Source organism: Nonlabens sp. (assembly GCF_018401815.1).
GTDB lineage: Bacteria > Bacteroidota > Bacteroidia > Flavobacteriales > Flavobacteriaceae > Nonlabens.
The window spans coordinates 61,144-85,056 of sequence record NZ_JAGYKG010000004.1 but is presented as its reverse complement, the minus strand read 5'-3'; the positions used below and the strand labels follow the sequence as shown (position 1 = coordinate 85,056).

22 protein-coding genes are annotated in these 23,913 nt (G+C 37.0%); 11 read left to right on the top strand and 11 right to left on the bottom strand.

Translation table 11 applies throughout. The features are described from left to right. The first annotated feature begins 23 nt into the window (after positions 1 to 23). Positions 24 to 251, top strand: a complete 228-nt coding sequence (locus KG732_RS08820) for a hypothetical protein (RefSeq protein WP_213522653.1) — start codon at positions 24 to 26, stop codon at positions 249 to 251. A gap of 337 nt (positions 252 to 588) precedes the next feature. Here KG732_RS08820 and mazG read toward each other — a convergent pair whose 3' ends face one another. Beyond that, positions 589 to 1,362: a nucleoside triphosphate pyrophosphohydrolase gene (mazG, locus tag KG732_RS08815; protein WP_213522651.1), complete on the bottom strand. Its 774-nt coding sequence runs from the start codon at positions 1,360 to 1,362 to the stop codon at positions 589 to 591. A gap of 175 nt (positions 1,363 to 1,537) precedes the next feature. Between mazG and KG732_RS08810 the strand changes: the two genes are divergently transcribed. From KG732_RS08810 to KG732_RS08795, 4 genes are all read left to right on the top strand, one after another. After that, positions 1,538 to 2,290 carry a thioredoxin domain-containing protein gene (locus KG732_RS08810; RefSeq protein ID WP_213522649.1) on the top strand — a complete coding sequence of 251 codons (753 nt, stop codon included), beginning with the start codon at positions 1,538 to 1,540 and terminating at the stop codon, positions 2,288 to 2,290. A 43-nt stretch (positions 2,291 to 2,333) separates the two neighbouring features. Next, positions 2,334 to 3,113, top strand: coding sequence for an O-methyltransferase (locus tag KG732_RS08805; RefSeq protein ID WP_213522647.1), 780 nt, complete (start codon positions 2,334 to 2,336; stop codon positions 3,111 to 3,113). Between the two features lie 316 nt (positions 3,114 to 3,429). After that, positions 3,430 to 4,131: an ABC transporter ATP-binding protein gene (locus KG732_RS08800; protein ID WP_213522645.1), complete on the top strand. Its 702-nt coding sequence runs from the start codon at positions 3,430 to 3,432 to the stop codon at positions 4,129 to 4,131. Further along, positions 4,119 to 4,283, top strand: coding sequence for a hypothetical protein (locus KG732_RS08795; protein ID WP_213522643.1), 165 nt, complete (start codon positions 4,119 to 4,121; stop codon positions 4,281 to 4,283). Before KG732_RS08800 ends, KG732_RS08795 begins: the two co-directional genes overlap by 13 nt. 246 nt (positions 4,284 to 4,529) lie before the next feature. Here the strand turns inward: KG732_RS08795 and KG732_RS08790 are convergent, their stop codons facing one another. From KG732_RS08790 to KG732_RS08775, 4 genes are all read right to left on the bottom strand, one after another. Further along, positions 4,530 to 5,333, bottom strand: coding sequence for an alpha/beta hydrolase (locus KG732_RS08790; protein ID WP_300980405.1), 804 nt, complete (start codon positions 5,331 to 5,333; stop codon positions 4,530 to 4,532). A gap of 51 nt (positions 5,334 to 5,384) precedes the next feature. Next, positions 5,385 to 7,013, bottom strand: a complete 1,629-nt coding sequence (locus KG732_RS08785; protein ID WP_213522641.1) for an acyl-CoA carboxylase subunit beta — start codon at positions 7,011 to 7,013, stop codon at positions 5,385 to 5,387. A gap of 109 nt (positions 7,014 to 7,122) precedes the next feature. Beyond that, the gene (locus KG732_RS08780; RefSeq protein ID WP_213522639.1) at positions 7,123 to 7,932 is read right to left on the bottom strand and encodes a M23 family metallopeptidase; all 810 of its coding nucleotides are present in this window, start codon (positions 7,930 to 7,932) and stop codon (positions 7,123 to 7,125) included. A 197-nt stretch (positions 7,933 to 8,129) separates the two neighbouring features. Beyond that, complete coding sequence (locus KG732_RS08775; protein ID WP_213522637.1) at positions 8,130 to 9,770, bottom strand: SulP family inorganic anion transporter; 1,641 nt, start codon at positions 9,768 to 9,770, stop codon at positions 8,130 to 8,132. A gap of 247 nt (positions 9,771 to 10,017) precedes the next feature. On the opposite strand from KG732_RS08775, the gene KG732_RS08770 reads away from it, so the two are divergent. Then, positions 10,018 to 11,160 (top strand): hypothetical protein, encoded by a 1,143-nt coding sequence (locus KG732_RS08770; protein WP_213522636.1) that lies wholly within the window; start codon positions 10,018 to 10,020, stop codon positions 11,158 to 11,160. 116 nt (positions 11,161 to 11,276) lie between these two features. On the opposite strand, the gene KG732_RS08765 is transcribed toward KG732_RS08770, so the two are convergent. Then, positions 11,277 to 11,633 (bottom strand): single-stranded DNA-binding protein, encoded by a 357-nt coding sequence (locus KG732_RS08765; protein WP_213522634.1) that lies wholly within the window; start codon positions 11,631 to 11,633, stop codon positions 11,277 to 11,279. Positions 11,634 to 11,995: 362 nt separating this feature from the next. Between KG732_RS08765 and KG732_RS08760 the strand changes: the two genes are divergently transcribed. Together KG732_RS08760 and KG732_RS08755 are read left to right on the top strand one after the other, a co-directional pair. Continuing rightward, entirely contained in the window at positions 11,996 to 13,303 is a 1,308-nt protein-coding gene (locus KG732_RS08760) for an ectonucleotide pyrophosphatase/phosphodiesterase (protein ID WP_213522632.1), read from the top strand. Positions 13,304 to 13,369: 66 nt separating this feature from the next. Beyond that, the gene (locus KG732_RS08755) at positions 13,370 to 13,921 is read left to right on the top strand and encodes a DUF4442 domain-containing protein (protein WP_213522629.1); all 552 of its coding nucleotides are present in this window, start codon (positions 13,370 to 13,372) and stop codon (positions 13,919 to 13,921) included. Here KG732_RS08755 and KG732_RS08750 read toward each other — a convergent pair. Beyond that, positions 13,915 to 14,592 carry a class I SAM-dependent methyltransferase gene (locus KG732_RS08750; protein WP_213522627.1) on the bottom strand — a complete coding sequence of 226 codons (678 nt, stop codon included), beginning with the start codon at positions 14,590 to 14,592 and terminating at the stop codon, positions 13,915 to 13,917. The genes KG732_RS08755 and KG732_RS08750 overlap by 7 nt on opposite strands. Positions 14,593 to 14,824: 232 nt before the next feature. On the opposite strand from KG732_RS08750, the gene KG732_RS08745 reads away from it, so the two are divergent. Continuing rightward, positions 14,825 to 15,823 carry a DUF6588 family protein gene (locus tag KG732_RS08745; protein ID WP_213522626.1) on the top strand — a complete coding sequence of 333 codons (999 nt, stop codon included), beginning with the start codon at positions 14,825 to 14,827 and terminating at the stop codon, positions 15,821 to 15,823. 179 nt (positions 15,824 to 16,002) lie between these two features. On the opposite strand, the gene rplT is transcribed toward KG732_RS08745, so the two are convergent. The 4 genes from rplT to thrS form a co-directional block, all read right to left on the bottom strand. Then, positions 16,003 to 16,347, bottom strand: coding sequence for a 50S ribosomal protein L20 (rplT, locus tag KG732_RS08740; protein ID WP_213522624.1), 345 nt, complete (start codon positions 16,345 to 16,347; stop codon positions 16,003 to 16,005). Between the two features lie 107 nt (positions 16,348 to 16,454). Beyond that, on the bottom strand, positions 16,455 to 16,652 hold the full coding sequence (gene rpmI / locus KG732_RS08735) for a 50S ribosomal protein L35 (RefSeq protein WP_101014909.1): 198 nt from the start codon (positions 16,650 to 16,652) through the stop codon (positions 16,455 to 16,457). A 451-nt stretch (positions 16,653 to 17,103) separates the two neighbouring features. After that, positions 17,104 to 17,616, bottom strand: a complete 513-nt coding sequence (gene infC / locus KG732_RS08730; protein ID WP_292889493.1) for a translation initiation factor IF-3 — start codon at positions 17,614 to 17,616, stop codon at positions 17,104 to 17,106. 55 nt (positions 17,617 to 17,671) lie between these two features. Beyond that, a complete protein-coding gene (gene thrS, locus KG732_RS08725; RefSeq protein ID WP_213522622.1) occupies positions 17,672 to 19,618 on the bottom strand; it encodes a threonine--tRNA ligase in 1,947 nt (648 codons plus the stop codon). 569 nt (positions 19,619 to 20,187) lie between these two features. Here thrS and KG732_RS08720 point away from each other — a divergent pair. Then, positions 20,188 to 21,474: a DEAD/DEAH box helicase gene (locus tag KG732_RS08720; protein ID WP_213522620.1), complete on the top strand. Its 1,287-nt coding sequence runs from the start codon at positions 20,188 to 20,190 to the stop codon at positions 21,472 to 21,474. 201 nt (positions 21,475 to 21,675) lie between these two features. Then, positions 21,676 to 23,883, top strand: a complete 2,208-nt coding sequence (locus KG732_RS08715) for a response regulator (RefSeq protein ID WP_213522618.1) — start codon at positions 21,676 to 21,678, stop codon at positions 23,881 to 23,883. Positions 23,884 to 23,913: the final 30 nt, after the last annotated feature.

The following is a 23,913-nucleotide window of genomic DNA, read 5'->3' as shown; positions in this document are numbered from 1 at the left end:
TTAGCTTTTTAATCATCTCTTTTTTGATAGTAGGTAAAAAACAGGCACACCAGTTGAAAAGAGTCTTTTACTTGCTTCCTTCTTTTTGCCGCCTGTACAACAAATGCTTGTTTCTACCAGTTTTAGCGCTAATAGCTTCTGACATACCAATTTTATTTCTAGGTATAGTGGTATTGGAAAAAAAAGCGTTTTCAGCAAAAGAAAATAGAAAACAATTTAGAAAACAACCTGCTTATCAAGCTGTAGCTTGATAACTTCAAGAAATAAGGGTACTTTATTTGTAATCTCACATGGATAGCATGCTTTTTTATAAAGAAATCTTGAATTTCTTACCAAGCGCTTCGTTCTTAAATAGTGATAATTGATTTATAAAAACATGATATCCTAATTAACAGATGAATGATAATGTTTTTCCAGCATTATGCAAAAGCCAATTACATAAAAACAAAAGCATTGAACTTATTCTCATAAGGTTGAAATAGGTTCGAATTGCTTATGGTCATGCATGCCGATATCAACAAAACGAACTAACTGAGGGTATTTAGACCAGTTTAGCTTACTTAAAGGACGCTAGCTTTCCATAATAACCTACCCCTTTTTTGCTTCTTCCCAATATACATCCATCTCAGCGAGAGTCATATCCCGTAATTCCTTGCCTAATTCTTTAGCTTTGGATTCTAGGTACTGAAAGCGTTTGATAAACTTTTTATTGGTGCGTTCTAAGGCATCTTCTGGATTCACTCCTAGATGCTTGCCATAGTTCACTAAGGAAAACAGCACATCACCAAATTCGGCCTCTATTTTATCCCGATCACCAGCATCTACCTCTACCTGCAACTCGGCCAGTTCTTCTTCAAGTTTTTCTTTCACCTGTTCTGGCCTTTCCCAATCAAACCCTATTCCAGCGACTTTATCTTGTATGCGTTGGCTTTTCACTAAAGCTGGCAATGATTTAGGCACTCCTTCCAAAACACTGGTTTTTCCTTCCTTCAGTTTCAGCGCTTCCCAGTTGGCCTTTACCTCTTCTTCATCCTTCACTTTTACATCTGCATAAATATGTGGGTGCCTAGAGATGAGCTTATCACAAATACCATTTGCTATACTTGCTATGTCAAAGTCGTTGGTTTCTGAACCTATTTTGGCATAAAAAACAATATGTAATAACAAATCTCCTAATTCCTTAGGAATCTCTTCCATATTCTTATCTAGAATCGCATCGCCCAGCTCATAGGTTTCCTCTATGGTTAGGTGACGTAAGGATTCCAACGTTTGCTTTTTATCCCATGGACATTGCTCCCGCAATTCTTGCATAATAGTCAACAATCGGTCTATAGCGGCAAGCTGTTCTTTTCTGTTATTCATTTATGTTTAGTTAAAATGCATCAGTTTTGTAAATAACTCTGTTCTCTATAAAACTATTTTGTGAGCTTTGAAGTTTATATTTGTCTCGCTTTCGCGCCAGCAGGCAAGAAAGTAAAAAAATCTCCAACAATAATACTGGCATAAAACTAGTTAGTATAAAGAGAAAAACAGCCCTATGCGAATTCTATTTATAATTACTTTTTCACTTTTATCAATAACGGCATCCTTCTCTCAGGAATATGTTACCGATGCCAGCATGGAAGAAACTGTTATGGTGAAGGATGACCAGATTAAAGTCCTTTATTTTACCGCGCCTTGGTGTGGCCCTTGTAACTATATGGCCCCTGTTATCAAATCCATTTCAGAAGATGAACGTATAGACGTGACCATCTTTAAAATGAATACAGACGATAATACCTCAGACGATATTCTTAAAGTGTCTTCCATTCCCACTTACTTTTTTATAAAAAATGGTCGTAAATTAGGACAAAGCAGCAGTGTCATGCGCCGCGATAACATGGTAGAATTAATTAAAAAACACGATGCTATGAAGGTAAAAGGAGGCCTTCTTCCCTATCGTGGAACACCTTCTAACTATGAAATCGTAGCAGGTGCCCATGAAAAGCTGACTAAAAAAAATCTAGAACAACTGTGGCATAGCGCACAAGAATTAAATGAACTGAGCTGGAATATTTATAAAAACCTTAAGGCTCCAAAAGACCTTGCGTGTGCCTTAACCCTTGTCAACCGTTCCATTGAATTGGAAGAAAACACGTATAATCTTCAGACTAAAGCACATGTGCTTTATCAAATGAAAGATCATAAAAAGGCCTTACAAACGGCTCAAAAGGCAAAAAAACAAGCTGCACGTAATGCTAGTTCTACCACTATCATAGAAGAATTAATTAAAAAAATAGAAGCCGAATAACACCTATTTTTAAAGCATCTTTGTTACGGTAAAAAACTGAAAATTGTTTCACTTTATAGTTGCTTATTTTTCTCATTATATCAAGTCCTTTCACTTGCATGGCATACACTCGCCTTTTGTTTTTCAATTGGAAAAAAAGTGCCTTAGAGATGCCAGTTCCTATGTGGATTATATAAAATTATCTCGCTTTCGCGAAAGCTTACACCACAACAAAAGCAGCTTACACATAGAAGATCACGGTGCGGGAAGTAGGGTGTTTGCATCTAATGAAAGAAAGGTGACTGACATTCTCCAGTACAATTGTAGTACTCAAAATGATACGCAATTGCTGTACCGATTGTGTGCTTATTTTCAAGTGAATAGGATTCTAGAATTAGGCACTTCTTTAGGAATAGCGACTCATGCCATGGCAACCTCAAGACCTCAAGCACAAATTACGACTGTAGAAGGAAGTCCTGAAGTTTATGAATTTGCAAAAAAAGCGTTTGAAAAAGAGGCCGAGCAACAGGTGAACTTTGTGAATGCCACTTTTAAAGAGTTCTTTAAAAACCAAAAGATCCCTACTACTATTTACGATCTGATTTATATCGACGGACATCACAATGGTGACGCTACCTGTGGTTACTTTGAGAGTATTTTAAATCACGTACACAATGATACGGTCGTGATCTTTGATGACATCTATTGGTCTAAAGACATGACTCGTGCGTGGAGCCAAATTTGTCATCACCCAAAAGTAACCGCAAGCGTGGACTGCTTTAATTTTGGATTAATTTTCTTCAGAAAAGAACAGATGCAAGAGCGATTTTATGTGAAGTTGTAAATCGTTGAAATCAAAGTTCTAAAGGATACATTTATTCAATTGAATCCAACACTGCTAGAACCCAAATCAACAGATACGTGTAAATTATTAGGCCAGCTATTCTAGTTTTATTTTGAGAAAAACAGGCCATCGCGAATATCAAAACTAGCTTTTTCTTTGGTAAAATGACAGGCTTCCACTGAGTTGGTCGAATGTAGGATCATCAGACTACTCTTATAGAGCATCATTTTTTAAATTCCTAAAATTGTAACTAAATAACCATAGCTGCGTCATATGCTTACAATTCTTATAAATCAAAAATTCATAATTTAGTCGCATGAGTGAAAATGTTATCGAAGTACGCAATATTATTCGCGATTTTAAGCTTGGTCAAGAAGTCGTTCACGTTCTTAAAGGAATCGATTTAGATATTAAAAAAGGAGATTACATTGCATTTATGGGACCCTCTGGATCTGGTAAATCTACATTAATGAATTTATTGGGCTGTCTGGATACGCCTACTTCTGGAAATTACAAACTCAATGGTACTGATGTTTCTAGTTTGAGCGATGATCAACTGGCCGATATTAGAAATACAGAAATAGGTTTCGTCTTTCAAACCTTCAACCTCCTACCGAGAACGACAGCACTGGATAATGTCGCCTTGCCTATGGTTTATGCTGGAATGTCTAAAAAAGACCGGGTGGCAAGAGCAAAAGAAGTCCTTACTAGCGTAGGACTATCAGACCGTATGGATCACCAACCCAGCCAACTTTCTGGAGGGCAGAGACAGCGCGTTGCGGTAGGAAGAGCTTTGGTCAACCACCCCTCTATTATTCTTGCCGACGAACCCACAGGAAATCTAGATTCCAAAACTGGTATAGAAATCATGGCTCTTTTTGATAAAATCCACAAAGATGGTAATACCGTTATTTTAGTGACTCACGAAGAAGAAATTGCAGAGCATGCGCATCGAGTGATTCGACTGCGTGATGGTATAATAGAAAGCGATGTAAGAAATCAACCATGGAAATCTTAAGCGAACATAAAGACTGGATTTATATAGGAACAGTTGTACTGGCCTTTATCTTATTTTTATTTTGGAACAAAAGCAAACAAAATAGCATCCAAAACCGAAAACGAAAAAGCTTTAAGCAACGTCTTAAAGACAAACGAGAAGGGCGTGACTAGCGACAGTAAAGAAAAGACTTGTCAATCCTCTTTATAAAGAAGCATCTTAGTTTTAAATCAATTCAAGCTTATATTTCTCTCGTTTTATCCTATACTTATAACCCAATTGCTCATCTGTAGTCATTGAAAATACATAGCTTTAATAGATAAGAAGGCTGGAAACGTTCTTCTTTTACTTTAAAAAGGAATTGCTGTTACAGCCAAAATTACTTCACTGATGAATAACCTTATTAGTAGATACTTCTTCTAATCATTCAGGACCTCCTTTAATAGCAATAACGCCTCAGCATTACCCGCTAAGTTATTATGTCCTTGATCTGTTAACTTATATAGAGGAAGATCAAGCTCCTTACTCAACAGTTCTGAAGATTCTATAGGAATTAGGCCATCATCAACTCCATGAAAAAGGTAAACGGGCATCTTGCAATCCTTTAAATAGCTATTGGTAGCCAGGTCGTATTTTAGAATAAATGAGGGTATGTACGAATAATTAAGTCGCATCATATAAGTCATGCTGTAGTAAGGAGCATGTAACACTAATTTATCAGGACGGTTGTGAGAAGCGAGCTTTGCCGCTAGACCAGTACCTAAGGAATAACCCAAAACTACAATAGTATCTTCTGAGTACCGCTTTTTTAGCTCGTTGTAAACATCTTGAATATCCTCAAAAAGCTCATCTTGATTGTTGATAACTGAAGAGCTTTTTCCATAACCCGGATAATCGATCATAAAAACATCGTAGCCCAAAGGCAAGAAATGCTGAGACACATTACCCACAGATCTCAAGCTACCAGCATTTCCATGTAAATAAAAGATAACTCCTTTTGAATTCTCTTGCTTAAATAATAAGGTATTAATAATATTGCCAGAGCCTGTACTAATATTCCTTTCTTCAAAACTATTTAGAAATTCAAACTGATACCCTTCTTTTAATTTTTCTGGAGCGAAAAGCAGTTGTTCTTGACAAAAATAAAGCAAGCCACAAAGGAGTAAGTAGCCTGCTATTCCCAATATGGCTGCTAGCTTAAGAAATCTCTTAAAAAATATCATGCTACCTATTTAATAAGATTGCTATTAGTTCCCAAATTAAGGCGTACTATACTAGGTCTGTATTACTCCAAGGTTAAAGTCCTTGGTAATTGGAGCGTGATTTGCCGCCTCTATTCCCATTGAAATCCATTTTCTAGTATCTCTAGGGTCAATAATCGCATCGGTCCAGATTCTAGATGCAGCGTAATAAGGAGATACTTGTTTGTCATAACGGTCTTTGGTTTTAGCAAACAACGCTTTCTCTTCTTCTTCCGTTAATTTTTTACCTGATTTTTCTAAAGATGCTTTTTCTATTTGCATCAATACTTTTGCCGCACTATTACCACTCATTACTGCGAGCTCTGCCGTAGGCCATGCTACTATAAGTCTTGGGTCATAGGCTTTACCACACATCGCATAATTTCCTGCTCCATAACTATTCCCTATAATCACCGTAAACTTAGGAACGACAGAGTTGGAAACTGCATTTACCATTTTAGCTCCATCCTTTATAATGCCTCCGTGTTCTGATTTAGAACCTACCATAAAACCAGTAACATCTTGTAAAAAGACTAAAGGAATTTTCTTTTGATTACAATTGGCTATAAATCTGGTTGCTTTATCTGCGCTATCGCTATAAATCACACCGCCGAATTGCATTTCGCCTTTTTTTGTTTTTACGATTTTTCTTTGGTTAGCTACTATTCCAACTGCCCAACCATCCATACGAGCATAACCCGTAATGAGTGTCTGTCCATAACCATCTTTATAGGCTTCAAAAGAATCTGCATCTACCAAGCGGTTAATGAGTTCCATCATGTCGTATTGTGCATTGCGTTCTCTAGGAAGCGCTCCAAATAATCCTTCTGGATCCAATTCTGGTTTTTTAGCAGCTACTCTATTATAACCTGCTATGTCACTAGCACCTATTTTATCAAAAATCTTTTTGATCTTATCCAGCGCGTCTTTATCGTCTTTTGCTTTGTAATCAGTCACGCCACTAATTTCGCAATGTGTTGTTGCGCCACCTAAAGTTTCATTATCAATTGTTTCACCTATGGCTGCTTTTACTAAATAAGAACCGGCTAAGAAAATACTTCCTGTCTTATCCACTATCAATGCTTCATCGCTCATAATAGGGAGGTAAGCACCACCAGCGACACAACTCCCCATAACTGCTGCTATTTGAGTGATTCCCATGCTACTCATCACCGCATTATTTCTAAAAATACGGCCGAAGTGTTCCTTATCTGGAAATATCTCGTCCTGCAAAGGCAAATACACTCCTGCACTATCTACCAAATAGATAATTGGCAATCTGTTTTCTATTGAAATTTCTTGAGCTCGTAGGTTTTTCTTTCCTGTAATAGGAAACCAAGCACCCGCTTTTACAGTCGCATCATTTGCAACAACAATAACTTGTCTACCTTGAACATATCCGATTTTTACCACGACGCCTCCACTTGGGCAACCACCGTGTTCTTCATACATACCATCTCCAGCAAAGGCTCCTATTTCTATAGCTTCTTCAGCATTATCAAGTAAGTAATCGATGCGTTCACGAGCCGTCATTTTACCTTTTTCATGGAGCTTTTCAATGCGTTTTTTACCTCCACCTAGGGCTACTTGAGCAAACTTTCTTCGCAATTCAGAAAGCAGCATTTTATTGTGATCTTCGTTTTTATTGAAGTCTAAATCCATTTCATAAATCTTTGTTCAAAAATAAGGATTTTGTATTGTAAACGACAGGGAATTGTTCGGCTTTCGCGAAAGCGATACACTCTACCAATTCTCCGCTGAAAACCAGCATTTAAGGTTTGCGATACCTGTGATGTTCTACCAACAAACTTGAAAAAGCATCAGCACCTATTTGGAATCGAACAGGCAGCGTTTTACTTTTCTTTCCAAAAGACTGCTGGTAGACGCTAAAATGAAGATGCGGGCCAGTAGTCCACCCTGTATTACCGCTATAAGCAATACGATCATCTTGCTTTACAAAATCGCCTTTCTTCACTATAGAACCGTGTTGTTTTAAATGAGTATACTCGGCGATGGTACCGTCTTGATGCAGGATTCTAATAAAGTTGGCCCTTTCCAAACATTTGGGAGCGTTACAACCTATGGCTTCATTCTCCTTGACTTGAATAACCATACCACTGCGAGAGGCATGAACTGCGGTGCCTATAGGCATCGTAAAATCTACAGCATACGTATTTTTATGAGTACTGCTGCCGTTATACCCTTGAGAAACACGCCAAGAAGCATTTTTTGCATAAGGTAAATGATAGTTGAATAGCTCGTCATGCTGCTGTTTTCGTTGATCACCCCATAAATAAGAAGCCGTCACCTGATAGGCGTACCTGCCCTTCTTAACTATAGTAAAATCGAGGATTTTATAATTCACAACACGAGCTGGAATAACAAAAATTTGATCCGTTCTAAGACTGGATTTAAGGTTGGTCAGTTCTAGATCCAGCTTTACAGAAATAGCAACCGGCTCCCCATTAGTAACGTAATAGGAATACCCCGTAGCTGTCTTTACCGCACCACTATGCACCTGCGGACTTTGAGCCGCGAGAAAGGAGTAAAAAAATAAACTTAATAAAATACTTAACCGCATATATAGGGATCCTTTCGTGAATCCGATCGTTCACCATATGATAACGATAGCCTCCTGTAAAATAGTGCTCTAAAACGTACTAAAAAGAAAAACAGGAAATAGAAGTACCTATGGTGCTCTAATGGAACAATTGTATATTTCCTACCACCACAGATAAGGTTCTAAAAAAGCTACCTTTATTTAAGACAAGTAAAATACTATACTTCTGCGTCTAATAGATCTGTAGCAATATGATAACGCGGGTCTTCGATGCTGCTTTCTATAATCGTATCAAACTCTGGATTGTGACGCATCAGCAATCTTTTACACTCTGGGCTTAAATGGGTGAGTTTGATTTCTTTTCCTAAATCCAAATATTTATTTGCTACACCTCTTAAAGCCTCAATACCAGAATGATCTTGTACCCTTGATTCAATAAAGTCTATTTCTATTTTATCTGGATCGTTTTTAGGATCAAATTTCTTATTAAAATCCGTTACCGAACCAAAGAATAAAGGCCCCCAAATTTCGTATACTTTAGTTCCATCTTCTTTCATGCTTTTGCGAGCTCTAATGCGTTTAGCACTTTCCCAAGCAAATACTAATGCCGATATAATAACTCCTACAAATACAGCTATAGCAAGATCAAAAATAACCGTCACTACAGAAACGATCACTAGAACAACTGCATCTGATTTAGGTATTTTACCCAAAATTCTAAAACTGGACCAAGCAAAAGTCTCGATAACCATCATAAACATCACCCCTATCAAAGCAGCTATAGGGACTTGCTCGATAAGTTTATCGGTAAACAACAGAAAAGTTAATAAGGTCACTGAAGTCATGACACCAGATAAACGTCCACGACCACCAGCGTTGATATTAATTACGGTCTGACCTATCATACCACAACCACCTGTTCCACCGAACAATCCGCTAAGGATGTTTCCTGCTCCTTGAGCGACACATTCTCGGTTACCACTGCCTCGAGTTTCTGTCAATTCATCGACTAGATTCATAGTCATTAATGATTCAATAAGTCCTACTGCAGCAGCAAGAAAGGCATAGGGTAAGATGAACAAAAAGGTATCATAACCAATAGGTAAATTCTCCCAAAGCTCCATATTAGGCGTTGGCAACTCCCCTTTCAAACCAGTTCCTCCACCTTCTATAATATAAGAACCTACCGTACTTACATCCATACCACTAAAAATAACTACTGCGGTTGTGACTAATATGGCTGTAAGTGCCGCTGGGATTTTCTTAGTTAATTTAGGCAATAACCATATAATTGACATGGTTAGAGCCACCAGTCCTATCATGATCCACAACTCTGTTCCTTGCATATAAGTAGAGGTGTATGTGTCTATACCATCTGCTCCTACTACTAGTTTTTTGTGTGCAAACATTTTTACCTGTGCGATAAAAATGACAATGGCTAGACCATTTACAAATCCCATCATCACAGGATGCGGAATCAGTCGTACAAATTTCCCTATTTTTAAAACACCTGCTAAAATCTGGATTAGCCCCATAAGAATTACAGCACCGAAGAGGTAATAAAAACCCATATTCTCCACTGGTGTTTCCATCAACATTCCTCTCTCATGTCCTTTGATAATCAAATCCACAAAAATAACGGCCACTGCTCCAGCAGCTCCAGAAATCAACCCAGGCCTACCACCGAAAAGCGCTGTAATCAAACCAATAATAAAGGCACCAGAAAGCGCTACTAAAGGATCTATTCCTGCCACAAATGCAAAGGCAACCACCTCTGGAATCATTGCCAGAGAAACAGTAATTCCCGCAAGAATATCGTCCTTCGGATTTTTACTGAAATTATTGAAGATCTTGCGCATAGTGCTTAATTTTTAAGCGCGCAAAAGTACGGCTTTTTAAAAGATATATAAGTGTTCCGCTTTCGCGAAAGCGGTATCAAAATCATAGCTCTCGAACAAATTTAACAGAAGTGCTATTTCTCACTTAGGAAAACAATATTTTTACCACATGAGCAGCAGTTCTTTCTTCTTATCAAAAAAGCATGTACGGCTTGGTATATGGGGATTTCTATTGTATTGCGCTTCCTGCCTTGCACAAAAAGATTCCTTGAAAGTAGAGGTCAATGGACTGCTCAAACCACATCTAGCCTCTACCCATCATTTTGGATTATTTTCTTCTCGCATGACGCAAAACTTTAAAATACACGCGAGTACTACCCCTCAATTGCATCTGGAAACACAATCAGGAAATAATTTTCATGCGCCTGTACAGGCATTTCTTCCTGACGATCCAAGCCTAAGAGCCCAATTTGCTGACCAAATCTGGTATTTTAGAGTCTTTGATTTTGTAGATCAAGAAATAACACCTGCGCAAGTAATGAATATTGAAATCGATGCGGTATACAAAGTCTATCGTCCCGCACTAACGTTGCCTTTAAACGATCGCAATGAGATAAGAATAGGCTTGCGAGCTTTTCAAACGGTACAAGGTAATTTCTTTGATGCTCCTTTTACCAATGATGCATCGATTGAATGGTTTCACAGCAATATTGCTGGTGGTGAAGATCCTTTTGGTAGGAAGTTTTATGGGGTGAATGAAGTGGCTGTGAACTACACAGACCGCAATGGTAAAAGGTTACATATGCAAGCTGGCGATATCATTCTAGGAGGTTTGGAACTGGCACACTCGTATTACCCAGAACTGCAAAAATGGAACGAGCGCAATCTGTTTGTTAACTTGCAGTCACATATAGGCTGGAACACCAGTTCCTATAATAACTCGCTGGACTTAGGCATAGGAATCAATGCGGTAAAAAAATACCCCTTAACTACTAAAAGCGATCTTTGGTTCGGTTTGGGCTATAGTGTATTGTATAAAAATGTTATTGATGGACGTGATAATCTCGATCTGGGAAACAATAGGTTTTTAGGATCTGGAGAGGTCATGGCACAATGGACCCATCAAACCTGCAAAGGCAATCAAAATATCATAGGCGTGAATTATCAAAATCAGACCTCCTACTTTAAAAAAGAAGAAGCTGACTATTTTCACCTGAAAGGAGATTATGCTGCTATCAATCAAGGCTGGCATTATGGCTACACCACGCTTATTGAAAATTTAAGCAGCTGGTCTTTGTTATACACACATGCACGACCTAAGATATCTTATACCATTTATGTCAAAGAAGACCTTAACGTCAATAATGCCCCAGATATGGAAACAGGTATTTCTGTGCAAATTCCGTTATGACAAATCCATGCAGGTGGAACCAAAAAGAAAGCTTAGCAATTCCAAGTCGAGCTGGACACTGCTAAGCTTTCTATAGTTCTCATTTGGAGTTCACCCTGTCAGGTAGGGAGAAGGTGTTAACGCAATTTTGTTGTTCCAACCTTCGCATCTAGCATTAGTACTTGATCACATACTACTTCTGTGGTATACTGCTTTTGGCCGTCTTTGTCTTCCCACTGTCGATGAACTAATTTTCCTTGAACACATATTTTACTCCCTTTCTTCACATACTCAGAAATGATATTTGCTGTTCCATTATAGGCTAGGAGACGATGCCATTGTGTATCGGTTACTTTCTCGCCTAGCTTGTTGGTATAACGGTCTGAGGTGGCGAGTGAGAACTTTACTAGTATGTTGTCATCGTTTAAATTAACGATTTCTGGATCCTGTCCTAGGCGTCCAATTAACTGTACTCTGTTGTTTAGATTGCTCATGATAAATTGGTTTATATGGGTTAAAAAATAATTACTGCCATCTGTTTTTTGATGACGGTACAAAGATGAACAGTCTTCAGATTTGGAATCGACTATTAACCGTTTGTTTACGTTTATTTTCGTTTGTAGTTGATTACCAATAATAACAAGTCCACTAAGAAAGGGAACACATCAGTCTAAACACAACTGGAAAATTTTAGGACTAAACCAATTGCTTGGTGTACTTTTATCGAATCGTAAAATTTTGATGAATTTACTTAATAAAACAAAAGGTTTTGACCAGATGCTCCTAGAGAACCAAAAATGCTTCTTACCTGATCATCACTAGAAGTTAAAGCCCAAACTTATAAGCCCATACTAATATGACAAAGCAATATAGGAACATTACATTAATCGCTATGCTGGGAATGTTCATCCTAGTTTCCTGCAGCAGCAGGTTAGCACCTACTGAACAAAAAGCAACTGCTTCAAATTCTGAATCGGCCCTTAATAAACCCTATGTAATATTGATTTCCCTAGATGGATTTCGTTGGGATTATGTGAATAAATACAGACCTCCCAACTTTATTGAGTTTATTTCTAAAGGAGTTGAAGCAGAAGCATTAATACCATCGTATCCTTCCAAGACTTTTCCTAATCACTATACGATTGCTACGGGCATGTACCCAGATAACCATGGTATCATCGGCAATATTTTCTACAATTATGATAAACAGGTTACCTATAACATTCGAAATAGAAAAATGGCCGAAGATGGAAATTTTTATGGAGGCTCTCCTATATGGATAGAGGCAAATAAGGCAGCTATGGTTACAGCCAGTTACTTCTTTGTGGGCACCGAAGCAAACATTCAAGGAATCACTCCTACCTATTACTATAAATATGATGGTAGTGTAAAAAATAAAGATCGTATTGCTCAAGCCGTACAATGGCTAAAGATGCCCGCTAAAAAAAGACCTCATTTAATTACAATGTACTTTAGTGATATGGATGATGTAGGTCATAGTGTTGGTCCGTCCAATGAGGAGCAAATAAAAAACAAACTGCTGGCTTTAGATAAAAACTTAGGGGATTTATTTAAAGGTGTAGCAGCAACAGGACTTCCTGTAAACATTCTCATTGTTTCAGATCACGGTATGGCAGATCAATCGATCGAGAACCTTATACCCATAGATGACATTCAAAACGACAGCTTGTTTTCAACCATTAATAACGGTTCCATAGTAAATATTCATCCTAAAGAAACTAGAGATACCAATGATTTGTTTGAGGATTTAAAACGAAAAGAACAACATTTTAAAGTTTATAAAACCGAAGACACTCCTGGTTTTGAAAAAACACCTACCAATAAAGACTGGGGACCCATCCAATTAGTGCCTGATCTGGGTTATTATTTTTCTACTAAAAAAAGTATAGCTGAAAAAATTGAGAAAAACATCACCACTATAGGTGTACATGGTTTTGATACCACATACAAAGATATGCATGGCATCTTTTATGCAAAAGGTCCTGCTTTTAAAAACAATTACGAGATACCCGCAGTAAAAAACATTCATATCTACCCATTAATGTGCAAGCTATTAGGACTTGACATTCCCGAAGGCATTGACGGAGATTTAGAACAAATAAAAAGTGTTTTAACCCCATTCTTCAACAAGGAGCAGGATTGAAAATAAAAAAATATGAACTCTCTCTTGTAAACACTGCCTGACCTACTATCTAAAAACTATAAATTGATGTATCACAAATTATACGAATGGGGCACTAGGTTGTTATCTGAATCCACCTTATTTAAATTTGGATTGAACTGGTCGCCTATGTACAGGCGAAGTACAGCAAAAATAACCTTTGTATCAACCGACCTATTGCAGGTAAAGATGAAGTTACCTATCAGCTGGAGAAATAAAAACTATATGAACTCCATTTTTGGCGGAAGCATGTATGCAGCTGTAGACCCCATACCTATGTTTCAATTGATCAATATAATAGGAAATCAATATGTAGTATGGGATAAGGCGGCTCGTATCAAATTTAAGAAACCCGCAAAAGAACACCTATACGCAGAGTTTCTATACTCAGAAAAAGAAGTGACTGAAATCAAACAACTAGTAGAACGAGATAAAGAAATTGAAATCGTAAAATTAGTAGAGTTGACCAACAAAAGCGGTACTCAGGTGTATTGCGAAATAGAAAAGGTCATCTACGTCGCAAATAAAGAGTTCTATAAAAACAAGCGGCTAGGTGAGCAAAAAGGATGCAAGAGAATAAATGGCATGCCACTTCAATAAACTTTATATAAGGTGGTTACTAGAACCCCTTTCCCTTTATCTAATCTAGTAAAAAGTAATTGCTTCGCTTCTTTTACACTAAAATGAAATGGTGCTACTAAGACGTTTAATCCACTTTGCTTTTTAAGTCTGATGCCTTGACCTGAGATGATATCCTTATTAGGCACAAAATCAGCTTCAGGCAGGTGCTCTGTTAGTATCACATATTTATAAACTCTTAATTGATCGAGGATACTTTGAATTTCGGAATTAGACAGGTGTTGTAATACCTGCCTTAGTAACGCACAGTCTGCTGCAGGTAAGGGGTCCACAGCAATATCTAAGCAAAGGAATTTTAAATTTTCTTTTTGGAACTTTTTTTTGTTCTGCGTGATCACATTAGATGCTATATCTATAGCTGTATAGCTCTTTGTATAGGGTACTAATTCTTTACCTATATTAAAATCCCCACAACCCAGATCGCATAAGGAGATGGGATCTTCAAACGAGTTTAAAAATAAGGTAACTGCATTGATATAAGGTACTACTATATCTGGATGATGTGAACCTTCTCCTGAATAATAAGCAGCACCAGAAGTCGTTCCCCATAATCCCTTGTCATAAATCTGCTCCATGGCCGCTTTAGTAGGCCAGGGCTTCTTAATAAGTTGCTTTTTACTATTCTTATTCATACCCCTTTTATAAGGACAAGATAAACTATACCTGCATGATATCCCCCAACAACTCGTATTAGTAAAAAAATATAACTAGACAAAAACAACATTTACAGTAGTTGGTAAAATTAAACCCATTCTTTAAGAAACTGTAAAGAACAATAACACTAATAGTGTACCTGCTTAATGAAGAAAAAACACTTGGATTTTATATCGATTAACAATTGTACATTTGACAACAAGCCCATTTATGAAAAAGCATTACTTATTGGTAATTTTTATTGGATGTTTTACAGTTGTTCAAAATGCCATAGCGCAAACTAATGATGTAGAAGATGTACTCACCGATATCCTCTTTATACTCGATCACTACAACGATCCCGCAGCCGAAGCTAGCGTGATGCAAACAGGTGCTGGCTGGTTTCATACCGCCAAATCTTTAGAGAAATTTAAGGTAAATGTAGCTGTTGGGATGAGCGGCCTTCCCTTTCCCAAGAGCAAACAAAATTTTAGTGTGCGGGAATCAGACTTTATCAACTTGGACATAAGAGATGGAGATCGAGCTTCCATACCGACTGCCTTAGGTGGGCAGCGCCGTGTATTTTTTGACTTTATGATCGACGGAGAGACTTATGAATTTCAAGCTTTTTCTGGATTAAATACAGACTTTTTTGCTTTTCCTTATATACAAAGCCAAGTAGGTTTATGGAAAGAAACAGAAGTGAGTTTGCGCTTTGTACCGCAAATCACTATTGAAAGGTCCAGCTATGCCGTTTATGGCTTAGGAGTGAAACACAACCTTTCTCAATACTTTTATAACGAGCAACGCGGTTTTGACCTTGCTTTTTATACCAATTATAGCCTTACAGACCTTAATTTGGGTTATGACGAGCCTCTAGACCTAGAGCCTTCAGACGGTGGAGCACCTTTAGCTATTGTAGATGGATCCCTGATTGATTTTCATTCTATTAATGCTGGTCTAGTGGCCAGTAAAGATTTTAAACAGTGGACTTTTTCTAGCGCACTGAATTACAATACGAGTTGGGTGAATTACAGCCTTACCGGAGAACGCAGCTTGTTTTTTGATTTGTTCAACAACGTACTTACAACCCTTAGTGAGACCAAACATTCTTTTAAGCTGGACTTAGGGGCCGCCTATCAACTCACTCCTAAATGGAATTTAAACACACAATTGAGTGCTGGGCAGTTTATCAACCTCAATATTAGCGGTGTTTACAGCATCAATTAAGCTGTTTACTTGTTAAGGAGTTGTACTGATACCGCTTTCGCGAAAGCGGAACACTTTTCCATATTCCTATAACAGCTCCTTACTGTCATCACAAGACATTGTGAAGGGGAAGGTACATAAAAAAATCCCCATCATTACTGATGAGGATTTTCTAAGTGCGAGAGGTTGTTCAACCTAAATTATTTTACTTTTTTTACTACTGCTTCAAAAGCTTCTGGGTGATTCATGGCAAGATCTGCAAGAACCTTACGATTTAACTCGATGTTGTTCTTTTTTACAGCTCCCATAAATACAGAATAGCTCATACCATGTAAACGTGCGCCAGCATTAATACGGGTGATCCATAATCTACGGAATGATCTTTTCTTGTTTCTTCTATCGCGGTAAGAATAAGACATTGCTTTTTCTACTGCGTTCTTTGCTACTGTCCATACGTTTTTACGACGTCCAAAGAACCCTTTTGCCTGCTTGAGGACTTTTTTTCTACGAGCTCTACGAGCTACGGCATTTACTGATCTAGGCATAATTTTAATTTTTTAACAGCAGGCGATCCATTTCTAGATTCTTTTATTGTGCACTACTATTGGGTTATATTGTGAATTAATAAACCATCAAGGTTTACAACGAGGTCTTACTTAAGACGTAATTGTAACATGACATTAGGTACATCTGCTTTGTGCACAACCGTATCGTGCGTCAAAGCTAGTTTACGTTTTTTACTCTTCTTAGTCAAGATATGACTTTTAAAAGCGTGTTTTCTTTTGATCTTTCCAGTACCAGTAAGCTTAAAACGCTTTTTAGCACTAGATTTTGTTTTCATTTTAGGCATAATTTCCTTTTTTTTAATTCTCGCATCCCTTTTAAAACCAATCTAACTCATTGTATATATGTGTTATAACGCCTATAAGCAATAGACTTTTAAAACAATCAACAAGGACGTCAATGAAGGTCTTTTATTAAGGAGTGCAAAAATAGGTTTTTATTTGGAAATTATATGACAAATTACTGATTTATTACTGATTTATTACTTCTTAGTATTGAAATAATAAAAGTTAAAACCGCTTTGCTGTATTAGACTTTTGGCGCCTTGAGGGACTTTGTCAATTTTAAAAATCTTATTTACATGATCAGTAGTGCTATGTAAAAAAATACACCTATTTTTTAAATCAAAAAGACTGCCTATTTGACAGGGCAGTCTTAATTAATGATGCTTTAAGTAGTAGTAGTAGTTGGTAAGCTTAAAATCGCTACCAATGAACTCCTTTGATGGAGCAAATAACTTACTTTTTCTTAGGTGCGATAAACATATTCATACGCTTGCCTTCCATTTTAGGCATTTGTTCTACTTTACCCAACTCCTCCAAATCTTGAGCTAATCTCAACAATAAGATTTCTCCTTGATCCTTATAAATTATAGAACGACCTTTAAAAAATACATAGGCTTTTAACTTAGATCCTTCTTTAAGGAACTTCTCACCGTGTTTTCTTTTAAATTCATAATCGTGATCGTCGGTATTAGGTCCAAAACGGATTTCCTTAATAACGACCTTACTAGCATTTTGCTTGATTACTTTTTCTCGCTTTTTTTGCTCATAAACAAATTTCTTATAGTCTATGATTTTGGCTACTGGTGGGTCAGCATTAGGAGAAATCTCAACCAGGTCGAGTTCTTTCTCTTGTGCTTCTTTAAGAGCATCACGAGTATCCATAACACGTGGTTCTCCGTCGCCTACTAGGCGTACTTGTCTGGCACGTATCTTTTCATTGATTGCATGCTTGTCTTCTTTGATAATTCGAGCCGGACCACGGCTTCTGCGTCTACGTATTGCTATGACTGTATAATTTTAATTAAACTTCAAATGTTTTTATGGTTTCAGAGATTTTCTTTTGTACCAGCTCTGCAAATACTGCAACACTCATACTTCCTAAATCCTCTCCACCGTGTTTTCTTACAGAAATCGTGCCCTCTTTTTCTTCCTGCTCTCCTACGATAAGCATATATGGCAATTTGTTCATCTCTGCCTCACGAATTTTTTTACCCATGGTTTCGGCACGATTATCAACTGTGGTGCGAATTTCGTTAATTTCTAACAAATTTGCTACCTGTTTAGCATAATTTTCGTATTTCTCACTTAAAGACAAGATCGCGCACTGCTCAGGCATCAACCATAGCGGGAAATTTCCGCCAGTATGCTCTAATAAAATAGCTATAAAACGCTCCATACTGCCAAAAGGCGCACGATGTATCATTACCGGTCTATGTGACTCATTATCTGCACCTTTATACCATAAATCAAAACGTTCTGGTAAATTGTAATCTACCTGTATAGTACCCAATTGCCAGCTTCGACCTAAGGCATCCTTGACCATAAAGTCTAATTTGGGACCATAAAAGGCAGCTTCACCTTCTTCAATCACATAATTAAGGCCTTTATCTTTTGCAGCACTGATAATTGCGTGTTCTGCAATTTCCCAATTCTTGGTATTTCCTATATATTTTTCTGGCTTTTTAGGATCTCGTATGCTTACCTGTGCAGTAAAGTTTTCAAAACCTAACGAACCAAAAACATACATCACTAGGTCTATAACTGCTTTAAATTCTTTATCTAGTTGTTCTGGCATACAGAATATGTGCGCATCATCCTGTGTAAAACCACGTACACGAGTCAATCCGTGCAGCTCACCACTTTGTTCATATCTATACACCGTACCGAATTCTGCAAAACGCTTCGGTAAATCTCTATACGACCACTGTATGCTTTTATAAATTTCACAGTGATGTGGACAGTTCATAGGCTTTAATAAAAACTCCTCATCATCGTTAGGTGTTTTTATAGGCTGAAAAGAATCTGCTCCATACTTTTCATAATGACCCGAAGTAACATACAATTCCTTAGATCCTATATGAGGAGTCACTACCATTTCATAACCTGCTTTCTTCTGGGCAGCTTTTAAGAAGTTTTCTAGTCGCTCGCGCAAAGCCGCACCCTTGGGTAACCATAAAGGAAGCCCTTGACCTACTCGTTGAGAAAAAGTAAACAATTGTAATTCTTTACCTAATTTTCTATGGTCCCGTTTTTTTGCTTCTTCTAGTAATTCCAGGTAATCTTTTAAGTCCTTTTGTTTAGGGAACGAGGTCCCATACAAGCGAGTAAGCTGCGGGTTTTTCTCATCTCCACGCCAGTAAGCACCAGCTATACTCATTATTTTTACCGCCTTGATAATCCCTGTATTAGGAACATGACCACCACGGCATAAATCTGTAAACGTATCGTGATCACAAAAAGTGATCTCACCATCCGAAAGATTTTCTATCAACTCTACTTTAAATGGATTGTTTTGATCTTTATAGAATTGTATCGCATCAGCTTTAGACACACTGCGCATGGTAAACTCGTGTTTACCACGCGCTATTTCTAACATACGAGCTTCTATCCTAGGGATTTCAGACTCTGAAATAGCATGTTCTTTAAAGTCAATATCGTAATAAAACCCATTATCAATAGCTGGTCCAATAGTTAGGCTTACTCCAGGAAATAATTCTTCAATCGCCTGTGCCATAATATGAGAGGTAGAATGCCAGAAAGCCTCTTTCCCTTCAGGATTACTAAACGTAAAAAGAACCAAGCTACCATCTTCTTTTAGAGGTGTTTTGGTTTCTACTTTTATACCATTAAAGCTAGCGCTGATTACATTACGAGCAAGTCCGTGTGATATGCTCATTGCGATATCCATAGGAGTGGTACCGCTTTCCATTTCTTTAATACTGCCGTCTGGCAAAGTGATTTTAATCATAACTACAACATATGAACCGGTAAAGGTAAAACCTTTATGCAAAATCACCATTAATTAACACAACAGTTTTTGACGATTTTTAGTTGGTTTTTGTCCTTGATCCAACAAAGGCACTTCCATTAATTAAGCTTACACCTTAAAAGAAATGCAAAGCCTTGCACTTGTTCCTTTTTAATGGACTACTCTTCTACTTTTCTTTTTTACCTATTGGCTTTTAAATAGTAATCAAGATGTAGAACCCTTATTTAGAACTGGATAAGGTTAGTTTTGTAGACTATAACGGTACGGTTTTTTCGTTCCCCAGACCTTGCATTTGAAGATATACAAGGTCTTTCGTTTATTTTTTAAATAAAAAGAAAGCCCACCACGTCTAGAAAAAGTGTTGCTTTTTAAAGTTCAAGTGACCAGCACCCTGATTTAAATAAGTAGCATTTAATTGTGGTCATTCCGCTTTCGCGAAAGCGAGACAAACATCCCCCTATAGGATCTAAAACAATAAATGATTAAGAAAAATATACTTGTACACTTAAACACTGGTAATAGCTTACCTTTGCAGCTTAATTGAATACATGACATTTAAAGAATTAGGGTTAGTAGAACCCATCTTGCGAGCTTTGCAAGACCAAGGATATGAACGTCCTACACCAATCCAAGCACAAGCCATTCCAGTATTATTAGAAGGAAAAGATTTATTAGGCTGTGCACAGACTGGAACCGGTAAAACTGCCGCGTTTTCCATTCCCATCGTTCAAGATTTATACAACCGACAGCCGCCAAAAGGAAAAAGGCGTATCAAAACATTAGTAGTTACTCCTACCAGAGAACTGGCTATTCAAATAGGCGAGAATTTTTCAGCTTACACAAAATATACCGATATTAAAAATACGGTCATTTTTGGTGGAGTGAAGCAAACTTCTCAAGTATATGCGTTGCATCAAGGAATTGATGTATTAGTAGCTACTCCTGGAAGATTACTGGATTTGATCAACCAACGTTACATCTCTCTAGATCATGTCGAGCATTTTGTGCTGGATGAGGCAGATCAGATGCTGGACATGGGATTTATCCACGATATCAAGAAGTTGTTAAAGCTTTTGCCTCAAAAAAGACAGTCGCTATTTTTTAGTGCAACCATGCCTAGCGCCATTGTAAAACTCTCTAACGAGATTTTAGGAAATCCAGCTAGAGTAACTATAGAGCCCGAAAAGACAACTGCTGAAAAAGTAGAACAACGTATTTACCATGTTAATAAAATGAACAAGACCAAGCTCTTGATCGATTTATTAGATAATGAATTGAACGATGCAACCTTAGTTTTTTCAAGAACCAAACACGGTGCTAATAAAATCGTTAAAGATCTAGATAAAGCAGGTATTAAGAGTGCCGCTATACATGGTAATAAATCTCAAGCGGCAAGACAAAAAGCCTTACAACAATTTAAAGACGGAGATCTTCATGCACTTATTGCGACAGATATTGCTGCTCGAGGTATCGACATCGACGAGTTGAGCTATGTTGTGAATTACGATTTACCTAATGTACCAGAGTCTTATGTTCATAGAATAGGGAGAACTGGTAGAGCTGGAGCAAGTGGTCTTGCCATTTCCTTTTGTATGTTAGAAGAACGCCCTTTCTTAAAAGACATCGAGAAGTTGATCAGAACAAGCATTCCTGTTGTGGAAGTGCACGATTTTGAATTTAAAATGGAAGATGCTGCAGAACCTAGTTTGAAAAAACAAAGTGGTGGCCGCGGTCGTTCTCAAGGAACGAATAACAAGCCTAAAAGTGGAGGTGGTAACAGTTCTTCCAGAAGTGGTGGAGGAAATCACAACACGAGTAGAAATCGAAGTAGGTAGACAGCATTAGTTAGTACATCGCATCCTAAGTAACTTGGTTACAATTAAGAGTCTTTTATCGATAGATAAAGGACTTTTTTTGTGTAAAAAAGCGAATTAACACCTGATAATTAACAAGATAGCTGTTTTATTTAAAATTTAACGTAACTTTAAAAAGAGGGGTAATAGTATCCACTTGAATAACTAGTTTAATACTTATAAATGAAAACAAAACTACCCAGCTGTATTGCTTTTCTATTTATTTGTTGCAATATTTATTTATTCCCGGCACAAAACGTTTCTCTTTTGAATACACCCTACACGACTGCATCAGAGCAGGGATTAGACAGTTTACTTAAGGTAGTACGAAATCATTATTATAATAAAGATTATAAAAATGCTATTGAAAAAGGTAATTTACTTCTCCAATTATCTGAAAAAATTGGTTCTTCAAGAAATGAGATTGCCGCATCGAGCTTAATCGGTAATTCCTTATTACATCGAGGCGACACTATAGCATCTCAGAAAATTTTTGAAAAATCTCTTTTAAAAGCTCAAAAGGCTAACGATTTAGAGAAAATTATAATTGCATCCATAGACTTGGGTAATGTTTATGCGATCAGTAAACAATATAAGAAAGCAATTAAAAGTTATACTAAAGTATTACCTCTAGCTCAAGAATTCAATCAACCCATATATTTATTCCTGTTAAATTATAACGTAGGAGAATCATATTTAGAGCTCAATTTGCCAAATCAGGCATCCGTTTTTATTTCAAATTCCAATACCTATGTGAGTGACTTAGCGACTGCTTATAAAGCAAGTCAAAAATCTCTTTCAGGAAAACTTTCATATGCTTTAGGGGATTATAAAAAAGCTACAGAAGATTTTGATGAAGGAATTGTTTATGCCAAAGAATCTGATTTTAAAGAAATCTTACTTGAAATCTATGAATACTACGCTCTAATTGAAGAAAAAAAAGGAAACTATCAAAAAGCAAATGAACTATTAAAGCGATACAATGATCTGAATGAAGAAAAATATAAACTCGATAAAATAGCCGCTGCAGAAAATGCAGTAGCTAAATTTAATGTAGAGCAAATGAAGCAGGAGCTTATAAATACACAATATGAAAATGAAATAGCCAAGGAACGAGCCACAAGAAATACCATTTTAATATCAAGTAGCGTAGCATTAGTGTTTTTAAGTATTCTTAGCCTTTTTCTCTTTAGAAATCAACGCAAACGCAACAAACTCTTGATAGATTTAAAAAACAACAATTATTTATTAGCTTCTGCTAAAGAAAAGAGTGATCAATTAAGAATGTCTAAAGATGCTTTATTCTCTAGAATTAGTCATGAACTACGAACCCCGATGTATGGAATCATAGGGATTTCTAATCTCATGGTTAGTAATGAAACCGAAGCGGTCAATTCTGATAATATAAGGTCCTTAAAGTATAGCGCTGACTATTTACTTTCCTTAATCAACAATGTTCTAGAAATGAACAAAACAAACAAGCTGAAGAACCCTCGTTTAAAAAAAGACATTATCAATGTTCGACAAGCTTGCACTTATGCTATGGATTCTGCGCGTAATATTTCACAAAACAGTACCAATGTATACCAGCTTTGCATAGATGATGGCATACCTGAAAAAGTAATAGGAGACTCCTCTAGGTTATCACAAGTACTTATCAACCTATTAGGTAATGCTGGCAAATTTACAGAATATGGAGAGATTTCACTTGAAGTGAAACTTCAATCGTTGAATGATTTAAAATGCTGTATACTGTTCCAAGTAAAAGATAACGGGATAGGGATAGCAAAAGATAGGCAAGAGGCTATCTTTGAAGAGACAGCTTTTGTAGGTCAACATGAAAATGAGGGAACAGGCTTAGGCTTGCCTATCTCCAAAAGAATTATTGAGTTGCATAATTCTAAACTTGAACTGATCAGTGATCTTGGTAAAGGAACAGAGGTCAGGTTTATATTCTGTTATGAACTAAGTAAAGAAAAGCTGATAGAAAATAAATTTTTAAAAACTAATGAAGATCTTAAAAGATTAAAAGGTAAGAAAATATTGGTTGTTGAAGACAATAAAATAAATCAGTTGATCACACGTAAAATGTTGGAAAACTTAAAAATTGAAGTGGACACTGCCAATGACGGAAAGACAGCTATAACAAAAGCCCAAGCAATAAATTACGATCTTATTTTGATGGATATTAATATGCCTCCAGGTATGGATGGCTTTGAAACTGCAAAGAGAATAAGAGCGTTTGATAAAATTACACCTATCGTAGCACTCACTGCAGCAGAACAAATAGAAGTTAAAAAACGCATAAAAGATAGCGCTATGAACGATTATATTATAAAACCATTTAAGATGGAACACTTTGAAATCAGTCTGTTAAAACTCATAAAATAGCGTGTGATCTGCTACAACAAGAAAAATTAG

Coding starts and splice junctions, on each gene's coding strand:
- mazG (WP_213522651.1), bottom strand. CDS start 1,362: ATGAATAACAGAAAAGAACAGCTTGCCGCTATAGACCGATTGTTGACT.
- KG732_RS08810 (WP_213522649.1), top strand. CDS start 1,538: ATGCGAATTCTATTTATAATTACTTTTTCACTTTTATCAATAACGGCA.
- KG732_RS08800 (WP_213522645.1), top strand. CDS start 3,430: ATGAGTGAAAATGTTATCGAAGTACGCAATATTATTCGCGATTTTAAG.
- KG732_RS08795 (WP_213522643.1), top strand. CDS start 4,119: ATGGAAATCTTAAGCGAACATAAAGACTGGATTTATATAGGAACAGTT.
- KG732_RS08790 (WP_300980405.1), bottom strand. CDS start 5,333: ATGATATTTTTTAAGAGATTTCTTAAGCTAGCAGCCATATTGGGAATA.
- KG732_RS08785 (WP_213522641.1), bottom strand. CDS start 7,013: ATGGATTTAGACTTCAATAAAAACGAAGATCACAATAAAATGCTGCTT.
- KG732_RS08780 (WP_213522639.1), bottom strand. CDS start 7,932: ATGCGGTTAAGTATTTTATTAAGTTTATTTTTTTACTCCTTTCTCGCG.
- KG732_RS08775 (WP_213522637.1), bottom strand. CDS start 9,770: ATGCGCAAGATCTTCAATAATTTCAGTAAAAATCCGAAGGACGATATT.
- KG732_RS08765 (WP_213522634.1), bottom strand. CDS start 11,633: ATGAGCAATCTAAACAACAGAGTACAGTTAATTGGACGCCTAGGACAG.
- KG732_RS08760 (WP_213522632.1), top strand. CDS start 11,996: ATGACAAAGCAATATAGGAACATTACATTAATCGCTATGCTGGGAATG.
- KG732_RS08755 (WP_213522629.1), top strand. CDS start 13,370: ATGTATCACAAATTATACGAATGGGGCACTAGGTTGTTATCTGAATCC.
- KG732_RS08750 (WP_213522627.1), bottom strand. CDS start 14,592: ATGAATAAGAATAGTAAAAAGCAACTTATTAAGAAGCCCTGGCCTACT.
- KG732_RS08745 (WP_213522626.1), top strand. CDS start 14,825: ATGAAAAAGCATTACTTATTGGTAATTTTTATTGGATGTTTTACAGTT.
- rplT (WP_213522624.1), bottom strand. CDS start 16,347: ATGCCTAGATCAGTAAATGCCGTAGCTCGTAGAGCTCGTAGAAAAAAA.
- rpmI (WP_101014909.1), bottom strand. CDS start 16,652: ATGCCTAAAATGAAAACAAAATCTAGTGCTAAAAAGCGTTTTAAGCTT.
- thrS (WP_213522622.1), bottom strand. CDS start 19,618: ATGATTAAAATCACTTTGCCAGACGGCAGTATTAAAGAAATGGAAAGC.
- KG732_RS08720 (WP_213522620.1), top strand. CDS start 20,188: ATGACATTTAAAGAATTAGGGTTAGTAGAACCCATCTTGCGAGCTTTG.
- KG732_RS08715 (WP_213522618.1), top strand. CDS start 21,676: ATGAAAACAAAACTACCCAGCTGTATTGCTTTTCTATTTATTTGTTGC.